The organism is Streptomyces sp. NBC_00872 (genome assembly GCF_045161915.1).
Classification (GTDB): domain Bacteria; phylum Actinomycetota; class Actinomycetes; order Streptomycetales; family Streptomycetaceae; genus Streptomyces.
In genome coordinates this window covers 5,077,837-5,092,128 of sequence record NZ_CP108806.1, presented here as the reverse complement: position 1 = coordinate 5,092,128, position 14,292 = coordinate 5,077,837, and the positions used below count along the sequence as shown (strand labels likewise).

Below are 14,292 nucleotides of genomic sequence, written 5' to 3'. Positions count from 1 at the left end.
GACTACCCCTCGGTCCTCACCCGCAGACAGCCACCCCACAGAACCACCCTCCTACCCCCCGCCTACCCCCCTACCTCCCGCCCCGCTCCGGATCCGGGCACCACGTGCTCTCGCGCGAAGTGCCCCAGAGCCCGCAGAAGCCGGTCTGGACCGGCGGCTTCGCGCCGTCCACGCGCTGGATCGAGATGAGCTTGTCGAGTGGGATCTGCTGGTCCACCACTCCGCCGAAGTCGATGCGCCCGCTCTCTCCGTCCAGCGCGGCGTCCCCGTGGATGCTGCTGATCGCGTGCCACACCGCGGGCGAAGTGAGCGGCAGCTGGGGCGCGGTGTCCTGGAGCCTGCCGACCGCCTTGAGATACAGGTTGACCGCGTCGAAGGCGAGCGCCGCGTGTCCGTCGAGCGAGGTGCTCTTCACCTGCTCGCACTCGTCGGGGAACAGCCGCTTCATGGTGCTGTACAGATCACTGTCGCCCTCGCAGGACGCCGCCCCGCGCGTGAAGTCGAGGAATTCGTAGGGCACTCTCGGGTACGCGCCGCGCCGCGTGGGGTCGGCCGCGAGCCGCGCCACGTCGTCGCCGCCGAGGAAGGCCGGCGGGCTGGATCCGCAGGAGTCGTTGGACGACGAGAGGACGGTCTCGAAGTCCTCCGAGCGTCCCGCGAAGAACACCAGCCCGTCATACCCGCAGGCCTTCTCGCCCACCGACTGGGCCCCCGGGTGCCCGGAGGTGCCTGCGGGCGCGGGCGACGGTTTGTAGCTCTGTCTCTCGACCGTGAAGCCTTCGGCATCGAAGGATTTGGCGGCGTCGTCGCTCAGGTTCCTGCTGTACTCGTCGGTCGGATCGGCCGAGTGGACGATCCGTACCGCGCGCTTCAGCTTCCCCGTCCCCGCCAGGTGCGAGGCGTACGCCGCGGCGACCGCCGCCTCCCTCCGATTCTGCGGCGACACCTGGTAGTAGAGGGGCGAGTGGTCGTCGAGGGAGTCCGCGGACAGGGTTGTGGCCACCATCGGCAGACCGACACGCGTGAGTTCGCCTATGGTCGTGATCGTCGCTTTCCGGCTCTGGTCGAGCCCGGTGACACCGACAACGGTCGGGTCGGTGCGCATCATGCGTTCGATCGTCGCGACGACCTTGGGCCCGTAACGCATTCCGGAACCGGCGCTGGCCGGGTAGATCCGCAGGACGGGATCGGAGTCCCCCCGCTTGTCGAGTTGCCTCCGCTGGGCACTGGCCGCGCCTTGCAGGGCCTCCCGTACATACGAGAGGGCGCTGGCCGCCTGCCCCTTTCCCGGGCTGCTGAGCAGCGCCGACAGATGTACCAGCGTCACCACGGGCCGCCGCGGTGCGTCACTGTGGATCTTGTCGGCCTCGTCGTTCTGGCGGTCGATCGTCGCGAGGGTCTTCTTGAGACGCTCGTCCGCGGCGCCAAAGGCGTAGCCGTGCGCGGCGACGCCGACGCACTCGCCGGTCGCGTCCTGCCGCTCCAGGGTGTCCGCGTCCGGATGGGACCGGCTCAGACCGCAGTGCCGCTCCTGCCACCGCTGTTCGGCGTTGTACGCGTAGGCCCCCGCCACGCCGAGCAGCACGAGCGCGAGGGTGGTGGCGGCGACGGTCACTCCACGGCGGGCCCAGGCCGGGGGCCGGTCCGTGGTGAACCGGGCGGCCATACGGGCCTGTTCCTCCTGCCGCTCGTAGTCGGAGTCGTCGACCGGCAGAGGCGGCCCCACCTCGATGGGCAGATACCACAGGCCGGCCGTGCGACCGCCACCCGCGTCCCGGAGCTTGTGCTTCCAGACCTCGTAGAGATCCTCGGTCAGCCCCCGCACCCTCGGGTGGCCGTGCTCGGCGTGCCCGCTGCTGACGACGAGCAGCAGCGGATCGAAGGCGCCGGTGTCGTTCCGTACGTCGATGAGTGAACGGACCAGCGCCCGGCCGCGGTTGTCGGTGCTCACACCCTTGAGGAACGCCACGCAGTAGGCGGTACGGCGAGCGGCGCGACGGCGCCAGATACGGCGCCGGTATGCCACGCGGAGATCTTCCAGAAAGGCGTTGATCAGCATTTTGCCGACCTGTTCGGGGTCTTCACCACCCCAGCGGGGCTGCGTCAGACGCAGGGCGAAACCGCTGAAGGTCCCGGGGTCGCGGGGCGCCATGTACGGCTGGTGCAGCAGCCACCGGTACTCACTGCCGAGAACGCGCCAGGCCCGGAACCAGACGAGCGGAAGGACATGCAGCCCGAACAGGTACGCCCACCAGGGTACCTGTGCTGTCAGCGCCACCTCGGTGCCCGGACTGCGCAGGAAGCCGAGCAGCGGTCTGCGCTGGAGTTCCCGGTCGCGCAATCGGCGCAGCATGTCCCTGTCGTGCTGAGGGTCGGGTTCGTTCGCGGTGTAGGTCATTTCCAGAAGCCAGTTGACGAGCCCGAACCTCCGGAACCGCACACGTCTGTCGTGTCCGTTACTCGCCGATGAATACTCCTGCGCGAGTTTGACAAGAACGCGTCTATACAATTCCGCCTGTTTCCATTCCGGCGACAGGCTCTGCTCACCTTCACTGCGCGAGCCTTCGACCTCGGCCCACATCGCGGACATGTCGATGAACTCGTGCGGGACGCGCCACGGTTCGGCCGTGCTCAGGGAGCGCCTCGTTCCCTCGGCCAGATCATCCTGGTCGTCCCCTATCAGCCAGACGACGGGTAACCCGTCCCGGTCCTTGACCTGATCGGGTAATTCACCTTTCCTCGGACGGCGTACGAGTCTGTTCAGCAGCGTGAAAAGTCTGTCGGCGTGCTCGTAGACAGGAGCCATGCACCGGGACCCTAATGGGCGTCGAACCCGTATTTAAGCTCTGTCACAAGACTTCACCGGTGACACGCCGGAATTCTCGCGACGCGATCGATGAGGCAGCCCCATGCCGCCGGTTTGCCGAGCCGGGCCCGTCGTGGATGCCCCGCATCGTCGGCTTCCTCGCGTTCCATGCCGACGGCGATGGACACGGCACCACGCAGGAGATCCGACTTCAGCAATCCACGTCCATCACCTGCCACCGCTGCCAGGATCTACCGCAACGCAAGTTCGCCGACACAGCCGGAATCGAGCGCATGAGTACAACGATCATCACGGAACATCCTGGATGGCACGAGACGGACAGGGGCGAGGCACTGCGCGTCGTCGAACACCAAGGGGCCGTCTGGCTCGCTCATTGGCGCGGCGACGGACTGATCATCCACTCCGTCGGCGACGCTCCCGGGTCCGCGCAGGCCGACCCGCCGCCCGTCGCGCTCACATCGTCCGAGGACCTTCCACGCGACCTCGAAGCGGCGCCGCTTGTCGGTCGGCTGGCCTCTCTGGGCACCGTCGCCCGGCTCACCAACCCATCCCTGTGGGACGCGATCACCACCGCCTTACTGCGCCAAGTCGTCAGGGCGGGACAAGCGAAGAAGGTGTACCGCGACTACTGCGCCGCTTATGGTCGTACAATCGAGACTTTTGCTGGTTCGTCCGCCCTGGTCCCCGACGCCGACACCGTCCTCTCTCTCACCGACAGGCAATTCACCGCTGTGGGCGCCGCCTTCAACAGAACGGCCCTGCGTGCCGCGGCAGAGGCCTACCTCGGCAACGGCGAGCGCTGGCGCACTCTTGAGGCCGACCGTCTGACAAAAGACCTCATCGAGGTCCCCCGTATCGGGCCGTGGACCGCCGCAGCGGCATCCGCGGACTACACAGGTGACTTCTCGGTGTATCCGCATGGCGACCTCGCCGTGCGCACCTGGGCGCGCAAGGCAGCCCCCGCGTCCCTCGAACTGCCCTCCACGGAGCGGGAGTTCGAGGGCCTGTGGCATCGCTGGGCGCCCGACTCCCATGTACTCCACGCCCTGACGCTGTTCACTCTTACCTGGGGGAGCCATGTCCGCAACGCTCAGCACGGAGGAAGACACCGCACCTGACCGGATCGCCAGTATCGGCTCGACACCCGATCTGATCGCCGGTGGCGACTCGACCCGCCCCCTGGACGCCCTGTTCGTCAACGCCCCGTTACGCGACTACGGCGTACGGCCCAGGGTGAACGACTACACCCTGCCCGTACTCGGCATGGCCTACATCGCGACCTACGCCCAGGAAATCGGCGGATTCAACGTCGGGGTGCTGGACGCCGAGGCACACGGTCTCGGCATCGCCGGAACCATCGCGCTCATCAACACCGCCCGCCCCCGCTGGGTGGGCATGAATCTCCTCGCACCCACCTACGAGATGTCGGCACGGATCGCCGCCGGCCTCCGCCCCGACATCGCGGTCATGGTCGGAGGACACCACGCGCGGGCCATGCCCGAGCGCATCCTCGCCGACCCCCGTATGGCGAACCTGCGTGCCCTCGTCATCGGGGAAGGCGAACCCCGTGTGGCCGCCCTGCTCGGCGACCACCGGCGGCGCGCGGACCTGCCCGGCGTCATGTGGCGCGACAGGCTGCTCGGCCGGAACAACGTCGGCCTCGCGCGCGGTGGCGACACCGCGCGGTGGCTCTCACCCGGCATCGACACCTTGCCGATGGTGAACCGCGTCTTCCTGCCACAGGACCCCTACGTGGCCGATGACGGCCGGACGGAAGCGAACATCGTCGGCAGCAGGGGATGTCCGTACGACTGCGGTTTCTGCGGCGCCGCCGTCTCCGCCAACCCCGACGTGAAGATCCGTGCCCGTGCCCCCGAGAACATCATCACCGAGTTGGAAGTACTCCACGACACCCACGGAGCAACGGCTTTCCGCTTCGTCGACGACCTGTTCCTCGGCGCCGCCAACGTGATCCGACCGCAGATGGAAGCCTTCACCCGTCACCGTATCGGCGACCGATTCGTGTGGGACGCGACGGGCCGCATCAACGTCCTGCACCGCGTCGACACGAACATGCTCGACACCCTCGCCCGCAACAGGCTGCGCGAGGTGGCCCTCGGTATCGAGTCGGGCAGTGACCGCGTCCTCGCCGACATGGACAAGCGCATCACCGCCCGCATGACCGAGAGCGTCACCCGGCGGCTGCTGGAGCGCGGTATCGGCGTCAAGGGGTACTTCATCCTCGGATATCCCGGCGAGCGGCACGACGACCTTCAGGCGACCGTTCGTCACATCCACAACCTGTGGAATCTGGCCGACCGCCACGGCGGCACCTTCCGTGCCTCGGTGTTCGAGTTCCGCCCCTACCCCGGCACTCCGGTCTGGAAGACGCTCACCGAGGCCGGCCACAGTCCCGAGAGGCTGCTCGCGTACTCCGACGTCGACCTCACCCAGGACGGCGCCGACGAATCCATGCGCGGCCGTGACGAGTTCAACTTCTCCGTCGGCATCCAGTTCGGCGACGTACGCCTCCCCGAGGTGCGCGCCGCTCTCGCCGCGCTGACTCGTGAACAGCACGCCCGCAACCGCGCGACAGGAACGGCCGCATGACCGGGCGCCGCGGACTGTTCATCACGCTCGACGGCCCCGGTGCCGTCGGGAAGACCACCGCCGTCGCTGAACTCGGCGGCCTGCTGCGCCGAGGCGGCAACACCGTCCACACCACAGCCGAGCCCTCGACGAGCGATCTGGGAAAGTTCATCCGCGCCAACGCCGACCATCTTCATGGCCGTGCCCTCGCCTGCCTCGTGGCGGCCAATCGGTACGAGCACATCGACGTCGAGCTGGAGCCGCGTCTTGAGGCCGGTGAGACCGTCGTCTGTGACCGGTACCTCGCGTCCACCCTTGTGCTGCAACAGCTCGACGACGTCCCGGTGCCGTTCCTGCTCGCGCTCAACGCCGACATCCTGCTTCCCGATCTCGCGGTCATCCTCACCGCCGGTCCGGCCGTCGTCGCCGAACGGCTCGCCCGTCGCGGCGCCCGCCATCGGTACCATCTCGATCCCGCCTTCCCCGCGCGCGAGGTCGCCCTGTACGCCGAAGCGGCGCGAACGCTCAGGACGATGGGTGTGCGGGTGCTGCCGCTGGACACCACCACCGCCACTCCGACGGATGTAGCGCGCCGAATCGCCGACGTCGTCCCCTCCCTCACCGGTAGCGTCGGCAGCCACACCAGACCCGACGACCACCGGTGAATCCATGAACGTACAGCCCATGCCCGCGGTACCCGTGATCGATACGCATGTCTTCCTGCGCGACGGGGACAAGCTCCTGCTCTCGCAGCGCGGTGGGGCGTACGGGTACGGGCGGTGGCACGCGCCGTCGGGGAAGCTCGATCGGGGGGAGACGCTGAGGAGCGGGGCCGCGCGGGAGCTGTACGAGGAGACCGGTGTACGGGTCGATCCCGGGCGGCTGCGGCTCGTACACACCGTGCATCATCGGCAGTCGCCGGAGATCGAGCGGATCGGGTTCTTCTTCGAGGCCACCGAGTGGGAGGGCGAGCCCGAGAACCGGGAGCCCGCGAAGTGTCTCGATCTGCGGTGGTTCTCGGTGCATGAACTGCCGGAGGACATCATCGAGTACCCCGCCGCCGGTCTGTACGGCTATCTCGACGGCGGGCGGGTGCTCACCGAGCACGGTTTCTCCGGCGGGCGCGGCGGGCGTGGTGCGCTCGGCGGTGTCCGTCCGTGCGTCTCGCCGCCCGCCGTCGACTGACGCCCGATGGGCGATACGTTCACATATGGCTGCCGGGCGGAGGCCAGACGTACAGTCGATTTATGACAGTCCACGTCACCATGCTTCCGGCAGCGATCCCGCCGGGCATCGAATCGTCCAATCGCGTCGTCTCCTACGAGGACCGGGACGCGGTGCGCTACCGATATCTTCTGCACGACAGCGGGGCCCTGGTCGTCAGGCGTACGAAACATGACGAGGAAACCGTCACGGAGGTCGTCTACGGGCCTTCGGCCTGGGAAGGCGTGCAGGGGGACGGGTCGATTCAGCCACATATGTGAACGGCGGACGCGTTCCTGCCGCGCTCCGTCCCGCCACCGCCCCCGCCCCCGGCCGCCTCGGCCGCCCGCCGCTCTCCGGCCGCCTCGGCCGCCCGCCTCCGTCCACGCTCCCGCCCGCACTCCCGCGCGCGTCGTCAGTCCACGCCGCGCTGCGCCTCGTACAGGTTCCGCGGTCTGATGTCCTCAGGGCGGCCGTACGCCTCCAGCCTCGCGTGCAGCTCGCCCGTGAAGTCCGGTACGTCGGTCTGGTCGAACTCGCGGACCTCGCTGATCCCCGCCGTCACGCTGTACGGAGCGATCTCGTCGATCTTGATCAGGCCCGCGCGCTCATTGGTGACGGTGACGTTCCAGTGCGTGAACCGCGCCCCGTACAGCGGTCCCGCGATCGCGTCCCCGCCGTGCCGGCCGTCGTTGGTGACCGTGATCTCCGTCCGTACGTTGGCGAACGGCATCCCCCGGTGCGTGTCGAACGTCCCCATCTCCATCAGCCCGCGCGACCAGACGTTGTAGCTGGACAGGCCCTCGACATTGATGCCGTGGAGCTGGGTGCCCGCCGGCGCCGGGACCGTACGGCGCTCGATCACGAAGTCCTCGATCAGATTGTCGTGCGAGCCCTCGCGGCAGTAGTACGGATGGTGCGCGCCACGGCCCGCGACCCGCGTACGGCTCAGGGTGCAGGCGGACGCGGCGATCAGCCCGAAGCCGTTGTCGACATGGCGTACGACGACATCGTCGGCCCAGCAGTCGTACGCGCACTGGAACGCGACCCCGTTGTACCCCTTGTCCAGCAGATGCTGCGACTGCGGTGTCTCGACCGCCTCCAGCGTCAGCCCCTCCACACCCGAGCCGGTCAGCGGCGTGACGAGCGTGGTGAACCGCGGGTCCCACTCCGGGCGTACGTCCAGCGGGAGCGGGCGCTCCAGGGTGACCTTCCCGCCCTTCCCGCCCTTCCCGCCCCGTACGGCCGTGACGCGTATCGGCCACTCGTACGGGACGTACGACGTCAGCTTGGTCATGGCGTCCCAGTCGTACGCCTCGGTGCCGGGGCCGCCGCCCGCCATGTGCTCCAGGAGGGTGTGGTCCGTGTCGTCGACGAGCCGGAGCAGGACGAGCTGTCCGCGCTTCAGCTTCGAGGCGTCCTGTACGGTCACGCTCCGGTCGCCGCGCCGGGCGCGGCCGACGCCGGTGAGTGTGCGCCACTCGTCGCGCTTGTTCCCCGTCCAGCCCTCGAAGGGCCAGGCGCGCTCCTTGATGGCGGTGGTGAGGGTGTCCCAACGCCCCTGCGGGCAGAGCCAGATGAGCCCGCCGGCCCAGGACCAGCTCGACTTGTCGCCGCCGTAGCGGCTGCCGTAGGGGCCGATCAGCTCGGTGAGGTTCTTGGTCGCGTAGAGCTTGGTACGGCCGCTGCCCGCGCCCCGCAGGACGACATCGCTGTGGCCGATCCGGATCGCGTCGTCGATCCGGTAGGTGCCGGGCGGGATGGTGACCGTGCCCCCGCCGCGTTCTCCGGCAGCGGCGAGGGCACGGTTGATCGCGGGGGCGTCGTCCACGGAACCGTCGCCCTTGGCGCCGTACGCGCGCACATCGGCCACGACGCGGTGCCGGGGGAAGCGGTCGGCGCCCGCGCGCTGCCCGGCCTTCCCGACGTACGGGATCTGCGGGTGGGTGTACGGCGACTCGGCGAACTCCCGCCAGAGCGCGGAGGTGCGGGGCGGGCGGGATGTCCCGGACGGGCCGGGGGCGGTGAGGGCTCCGGGCGTGGTGGGCGCCGCGGTCGCCGCCGGCGCTCCGGTGGCCATCGCCCCGGCGGCGGCCACGGCGACGGCGCCGCCCAGCAGGGTCCGCCTCCCGACCTGGCCCCGCCCCTGTTGCTCCTGTCCGTACCCCATAACGCTCCTCCATGTATATGAACGACGTTCAGGTGTGCGTCTGCGGTGAGCATGCCATGGCGTACGAGCACCAGGGAAGAGGCGTGCCATGACTCAGAAGAGGTGTGCGATGACTCAGGGGGACCGCGGGGAACGCGGGGACCGCGGGGAACGCGGGGACCGCGAGGGGGCACCCGGACAGAAGCCGGCCGGACGTCAGGCCGACGTCAGACGGAGGTCAGGCCCACGTCAGGCGGACCTCAGGCCGACGTCAGGCCCACGTCAGGCCGACGGGCCCCGGGTCAGATGGGCGAACGCGTCCAGATTCCGGGTGGACTCGCCCCGGGACACCCGCCAGGCGTACTCCTTGCGGATCGCGCTCGCGAACCCCAGCTCCAGCAGGGTGTTGAAGGCACCGTCCGCCGCTTCGAGCACCGAGCCCAGAAGCCGGTCGATCCCGTCCTCGGTGACGGCGGCCAGCGGGAGTTTGCCGGTCAGATAGATGTCGCCGAGGCGGTCGACCGCGTAACTCACCCCGTACAGCTTGAGGTTGCGCTCCAGCAGCCAGCGGTGGACGCCCTCGGCGTTCTCGTCGGGGCGCCGGATCACAAAGGCGTTGACGGAGAGCGCGTGGTGGCCGACCAGGAGGGAGCAGGTGGTGGAGAGCTTGCGGGTGCCGGGGAGGGTGACGACGTAGGAGCCGCGCGCCGGGCTCTCCCACTCCAGTTCGGCGGAGGCCAGGGTCTGTTCGATGACGCGGTTCGCGAGCGCGGCCTGGTCGGACCACTGCCCGGCCCGTTCCTCTGTCCGTTCCCCGGCCTTTTCCTCGGCCCGTTCCCCGGCCTTTTCCTCAGCCCGTTCCCCGGCCCGTTCACCGGCCCGCTGTACGTCAGCCATGGTGCGAGCGTACGCGACGCCGGTGATCGTGCAGGGCGGCCAGATACACGTCCGCCGTCGCCGAGGCCGCCGTGTCCCAGCCGAAGGACTCGGCATGGCGCGAGGCCGCCGCGCCCATCCGGTCGACCAGCTCCGGGTGGTCGACGAACTCCCGCAGCACCCGCGCGTACTCCGCCGGGTCATGGCCGGGGACGAGGAAACCGGTCTCCCCGTGCCGTACCGCCACCGGCAGCCCGCCCACCGCTGCGGCCACCACCGGGGTGCCCGCCGCCTGGGCCTCTATGGCGACCAGGCCGAAGGATTCGCTGTACGAGGGCATGACCAGCACGCTCGCCGCCCGGAACCAGTCCGCCAGCCGGTCCTGCCCGACCGGCGGCCGGAACCGCACCACATCCGCTATCCCCAGCCGCGCGGCGAGCTTCTGGAGCCCCTCCGGCTTGGCCAGACCCGTACCGCTCGGACCGCCGACGACCGGTACGACCAGCCTCCCGCGCAGCGAGGGAAGCTGGTCCAGGAGCACGGCCACGGCCCGCAGCAGCACATCCGGGGCCTTCAGCGGCTGGATACGGCCGGCGAAGAGCGGAATGAACGCGTCCTGCGGCAGCCCCAGCCGGGCGCGCGCGGCGGCGCGGCCGTCGGCGGGACAGAAACAGTCCAGGTTCACCCCGGGGTGGACGACGGCCGCCTTCGCGGGTTCCGCGTCGTAGAAACGGACGAGTTCACCGGCCTCCTCCGCCGTATTGGCGATCAGCCGGTCGGCGGCGCGCACGATCTGGGTCTCGCCGATGACCCGGGCCGCGGGTTCGGGCCTGTCGCCCTCCGCGAGCGAGGCGTTCTTGACCTTCGCCATGGTGTGCATCGCGTGTACGAGGGGGACGCCCCAGCGGTCGGAGGCGAGCCAGCCGACATGGCCGGAGAGCCAGTAATGGGAGTGGACGAGGTCGTAGTAGCCAGGGCGGTGGCCGGCCCAGGCCTGCATCACGCCGTGGGTGAAGGCGCAGAGCTGCGCGGGCAGCTCCTCCTTGGCCAGACCCTCGTACGGGCCGGCGTCGACATGCCGTACGAGCACACCGGGAGCCAGTTCCACGGCGGGATCCAGGCCGCCGGCCGTGGCACGGGTGAAGATCTCCACCTCGATGTCGATGGCGGCCAGGCGCTTCGCCAGCTCGACGATATAGACGTTCATACCGCCCGCGTCGCCCGTGCCCGGCTGGTGCAGCGGGGAGGTGTGGACGCTGAGCATGGCGATCCGACGGGGCCGGCGGTGCTGGCCGGGGAGCCGGAGGCGGGGCGGTCGAGCCGGTCCTGTGAACGTGCCGGCGATACGGGACACGTACTGACTCACGTCTACGGCCTCTCGCTCGGGGAGCCGCTCGGGGGCACGGCAAAGGGGAGGGGGTGCGGGTCCCTCCGAAGGCCTTCAACAGCGGAATGGGCTCTCGCATTTCCGCCGCCTTTTCCACTTTGCCAAATCATTACGGCGAACGGCTCAACCATCGAGGGGTCGACGGGGTGCCGGGCCGGGCCACCAAGGCGTTCCGCCCCGCCGTCGCCGTACGTCCTGCTCTCGCCGTACGTCCTGCTTCGCCGTAGGTCCTGCCGTACGGCGTGTCGTTACCCTCGTCCCCATGGTGCCCCCGGTCCCTCCGTCCCGCTCGTCCCGCCCGTCCGGGTTGTCCCGCTCGTCGCGCCCGTCGCGCCCGTCACGCCCGGTGGGCACCGTGCGTCCGGTGGGCACCGTGACGCGGGGCACCACGCACCAGAACCGGCTGCGCCGCATGGACCGCTGGATCACCGCCGTACACGGACCCGCGCTGCGCCGCTCGCCTGGCGCGCCCGTCGTGGTGGATCTGGGGTACGGAGCCGCCCCCTGGACCGCGGTCGAACTGCTGCGGCGGCTGCGTACGGCCGATCCCCGTACCGAGGTCGTCGGGATCGAGATCGAGCCGGCCCGGGTCGCGGCCGCCCTCCCGTACGAGCGCGACGGCCTCCGTTTCCTCCACGGCGGCTTCGAACTGCCGCTGGACGGCGGCGCACGGCCCCTGCTCGTACGGGCGGCCAATGTGCTGCGGCAGTACGAGGAGGGCGAGGTCGCCGCGGTCTGGGCGCGGTTGTGCGCGCGTCTCGCGCCGGGCGGGCTGCTGGTGGAGGGGACGTGCGACGAGATCGGCCGACGGCACGTCTGGGTGGCGCTCGGGCCCGAGGGGCCGCGGACGGTCACCTTCGCGACCCGGCTCGGCTCGCTCGACCGGCCGTCCGATCTGGCGGAACGGCTGCCCAAGGCGCTGATCCACCGCAATGTGCCGGGTGAGCCGGTCCACGCTTTCCTGCGCGACTTCGACCGGGCGTGGGCGGCGGCGGCTCCGTACGCGTCGCTCGGCGCGCGGCAGCGGTGGGTCAGGGCCGTACGCGAACTGGCGGCGGACTGGCCGCTCGTGGACGACGCGCGCCGGTGGCGGCAGGGCGAGGTGACGGTGGAGTGGGCGGCGCTGGCACCTCGGGCCGCTTCCGCTTCCGGTTCCGCTTCCGGTTCCGGTTCCACTTCCGGGGCCGTGCCCGCGCCCGCGCCCGTACCTGCGCCTCGTTCCGGTGGCGCGGCGGGGGATCCTCACGGCGGCGCGGGCAACCGGATGTGACCACGGGAACACCATTGGGTGCCCGTTCGTCCACAGTGGGGTGAATGAGTCCTGTGAGGTGCGGGACCCCTCTGTCCCTTTCCCGGAGGACATGACACGATCGCGACGGCGGCAGCACTTGCTGACGATAAGTCGGATAGGCGACGAAAGCGCGTTTTGGGCTTATTTGGCCAACTGGGTGGACCGGATTGGCTCGGAGGGGGAGCTTGTGAACCGACGTCGCAGTGCCGCTGCCGCGATCACCATGGTGTGCGCCCTGGCCGTCCTGGCATCACCGGATCTGCTGAACCGCGCGTACGCGACGCCGATGCCGCCCCCCGCGCCGGTTGTCCCCATCGCCGCGCCCGCGGCTCTCAACGCCCCGTCCCCGCCGGCCGTTCCCCCGCCGCCGGTCGAACTCCCGCCGGGGGTCACGTCGGTCACCGGGGACGCGGTCACCCGGGACGGGAAGTCCCTCGACGACGTACGCGAAGAGATCGACCGCCTCTACCAGAAGGCCGCGTCCGCGACCGACGCGTACAACCTCGCCGACGAGCAGACCAAGAAGCAGTCCGCCGAGGTCGTCTCGCTGGCGGAGGACCTGGTCCAGGGCCAGTTGCGGCTCGACGCGCTCAAGGAGCAGGCGGGCGCCGCGGCCCGCGCGCAGTACCGCGGCGGAGGGCTGCCGCCCGAGGCGCAGCTCATCCTCACCGACGATCCGCAGCTCTTCCTCGACGGCGTCGGACGAATACAGCAGGGCCAGAAGGCCACCAGGGACCTCATCGCCGAACTGACCAGGGCGCAGGAGGACTTGAAGACTTACACCGTGGACGCGAGCACCCACTGGGGGCAGCTCGAAAGCAACCGCGTCAAGAAGGAAAAGGCGAAGAAGGAGATCACCAAGCAGATCTCCGCCGCCAAGAAGCTTGAGGCGAGCCTGGAGAAGGAAGAGCGGGCACGGCTGGCGCGGCTGGAGAGCGAAGCCGCGTTCCGGGCCCAGTCCGCCTGGCTGGGCTCGGGCGCGATCACGGAGATCAACCGCCAGGGCAGCGCGGCGGGCAAGAAGGCGATCGCCTTCGCGACGGCGCAGCTGGGCAAGCCGTACGTCTGGGGCGCGGAGGGGCCGTCCTCGTACGACTGCTCCGGGCTGACCTCACAGGCGTGGGCGGCGGCCGGCCGGCCCATCCCGCGCACCTCGCAGGAGCAGTGGCGACTGCTGCCGAGGATCCCGGTGCAGGACATGCGGCCCGGCGATCTGATCATCTACCACCAGGACGCCAGTCATGTGGGGATGTACATCGGCGACGGCGCGATCGTGCACGCGCCGAGGCCTGGACGGAATGTGACGCTGGCGGGCGCGGGCTCGATGCAGATTCTCGGGGTCGTACGCCCGGACAAGTAGGGCGATTGCCTCCAATAGGGCGCGCGCGGAACTCATATGAGACTCACGGGACCCCAGGGGTCACGGGGATCCCACGGGCCCAGTTGCCACGGGGGCCACGGGGGTCACGTACGAGACCTGCATGGGTCCCCGTTGAGACCCGTACGGGGTTCCGCACGGGAATCGCACAGAACTCGCACACGTCGTCTGTCCGAGGTCTCGTACGGGTGACATACGCGCGGCCTTCCGTTGTCTCCCCCGCCCCGGCTGGTCGTCCCCCGACCCTGCTGTTCGTCCCCCCGACCCTGCCGCCGATCTCGTACGGCCGGCCCCGTACGACCGGCCTCGCGCATGCGGTCCCACGCGTGATCCACGTGCGTTTCACCGGTGCTTCATGGGCGCTTGACGGGTGTTCCTTGGGTGTTCCACTGGTCTGCCTCGGATGCTCCACGTGTGACGTGGAGCATGCCGAAAGGGGCGACGGCCAGGCCATACGTGATGTATGTCATGGCCACCGATGCCCGAATCGCGCCGGATGCGGTGTGGCGGGCGGCATATGACGGTGGCTCTTCATCCTTATGCCATTCCACTGGAGCGTGCGCTACCGCTATGGTCCCCGTCTGGTGGAACG

General features: G+C 69.8%; 10 protein-coding genes and 1 pseudogene. 7 read left to right on the top strand and 4 right to left on the bottom strand.

Translation table 11 applies throughout. From position 1 onward, the window contains the following. Positions 1-70: 70 nt before the first annotated feature. A complete protein-coding gene (locus OG214_RS21835; RefSeq protein WP_405985690.1) occupies positions 71-2,806 on the bottom strand; it encodes a hypothetical protein in 2,736 nt (911 codons plus the stop codon). Positions 2,807-3,099: 293 nt separating this feature from the next. On the opposite strand from OG214_RS21835, the gene OG214_RS21830 reads away from it, so the two are divergent. The 5 genes from OG214_RS21830 to OG214_RS21810 all read left to right on the top strand — a co-directional run bounded on the left by OG214_RS21830 (position 3,100) and on the right by OG214_RS21810 (position 6,900). After that, positions 3,100-3,945 (top strand): hypothetical protein, encoded by an 846-nt coding sequence (locus OG214_RS21830; RefSeq protein WP_405985689.1) that lies wholly within the window; start codon positions 3,100-3,102, stop codon positions 3,943-3,945. Beyond that, entirely contained in the window at positions 3,905-5,437 is a 1,533-nt protein-coding gene (locus OG214_RS21825; protein ID WP_405985688.1) for a B12-binding domain-containing radical SAM protein, read from the top strand. The genes OG214_RS21830 and OG214_RS21825 overlap by 41 nt, the downstream gene beginning before the upstream one ends. After that, complete coding sequence (tmk, locus tag OG214_RS21820) at positions 5,434-6,081, top strand: dTMP kinase (protein WP_405985687.1); 648 nt, start codon at positions 5,434-5,436, stop codon at positions 6,079-6,081. Before OG214_RS21825 ends, tmk begins: the two co-directional genes overlap by 4 nt. A 19-nt stretch (positions 6,082-6,100) precedes the next feature. After that, positions 6,101-6,601, top strand: coding sequence for an NUDIX domain-containing protein (locus OG214_RS21815; RefSeq protein WP_405985686.1), 501 nt, complete (start codon positions 6,101-6,103; stop codon positions 6,599-6,601). A gap of 62 nt (positions 6,602-6,663) precedes the next feature. Continuing rightward, entirely contained in the window at positions 6,664-6,900 is a 237-nt protein-coding gene (locus tag OG214_RS21810) for a hypothetical protein (RefSeq protein WP_405985685.1), read from the top strand. A gap of 134 nt (positions 6,901-7,034) precedes the next feature. On the opposite strand, the gene OG214_RS21805 is transcribed toward OG214_RS21810, so the two are convergent. The 3 genes from OG214_RS21805 to mshA form a co-directional block, all read right to left on the bottom strand. Then, positions 7,035-8,789 (bottom strand): glycosyl hydrolase family 28-related protein, encoded by a 1,755-nt coding sequence (locus OG214_RS21805; RefSeq protein WP_405985684.1) that lies wholly within the window; start codon positions 8,787-8,789, stop codon positions 7,035-7,037. A 261-nt stretch (positions 8,790-9,050) separates the two neighbouring features. Further along, positions 9,051-9,665, bottom strand: coding sequence for a YbjN domain-containing protein (locus tag OG214_RS21800; protein ID WP_405985683.1), 615 nt, complete (start codon positions 9,663-9,665; stop codon positions 9,051-9,053). Continuing rightward, positions 9,658-11,010: a D-inositol-3-phosphate glycosyltransferase gene (gene mshA, locus OG214_RS21795; RefSeq protein WP_363080932.1), complete on the bottom strand. Its 1,353-nt coding sequence runs from the start codon at positions 11,008-11,010 to the stop codon at positions 9,658-9,660. The genes OG214_RS21800 and mshA overlap by 8 nt, the downstream gene beginning before the upstream one ends. Positions 11,011-11,443: 433 nt before the next feature. Here mshA and OG214_RS21790 point away from each other — a divergent pair. Together OG214_RS21790 and OG214_RS21785 are read left to right on the top strand one after the other, a co-directional pair. Further along, positions 11,444-12,166 (top strand): annotated as a pseudogene (locus OG214_RS21790) (class I SAM-dependent methyltransferase); the annotation flags it as partial. Positions 12,167-12,509: 343 nt separating this feature from the next. Further along, positions 12,510-13,682, top strand: coding sequence for an NlpC/P60 family protein (locus tag OG214_RS21785; RefSeq protein ID WP_405985682.1), 1,173 nt, complete (start codon positions 12,510-12,512; stop codon positions 13,680-13,682). Positions 13,683-14,292: the final 610 nt, after the last annotated feature.

Coding starts and splice junctions, on each gene's coding strand:
- OG214_RS21825 (WP_405985688.1), top strand. CDS start 3,905: ATGTCCGCAACGCTCAGCACGGAGGAAGACACCGCACCTGACCGGATC.
- OG214_RS21810 (WP_405985685.1), top strand. CDS start 6,664: ATGACAGTCCACGTCACCATGCTTCCGGCAGCGATCCCGCCGGGCATC.
- OG214_RS21835 (WP_405985690.1), bottom strand. CDS start 2,806: ATGGCTCCTGTCTACGAGCACGCCGACAGACTTTTCACGCTGCTGAAC.
- tmk (WP_405985687.1), top strand. CDS start 5,434: ATGACCGGGCGCCGCGGACTGTTCATCACGCTCGACGGCCCCGGTGCC.
- OG214_RS21815 (WP_405985686.1), top strand. CDS start 6,101: ATGCCCGCGGTACCCGTGATCGATACGCATGTCTTCCTGCGCGACGGG.
- OG214_RS21830 (WP_405985689.1), top strand. CDS start 3,100: ATGAGTACAACGATCATCACGGAACATCCTGGATGGCACGAGACGGAC.
- OG214_RS21800 (WP_405985683.1), bottom strand. CDS start 9,665: ATGGCTGACGTACAGCGGGCCGGTGAACGGGCCGGGGAACGGGCTGAG.
- OG214_RS21805 (WP_405985684.1), bottom strand. CDS start 8,789: ATGGGGTACGGACAGGAGCAACAGGGGCGGGGCCAGGTCGGGAGGCGG.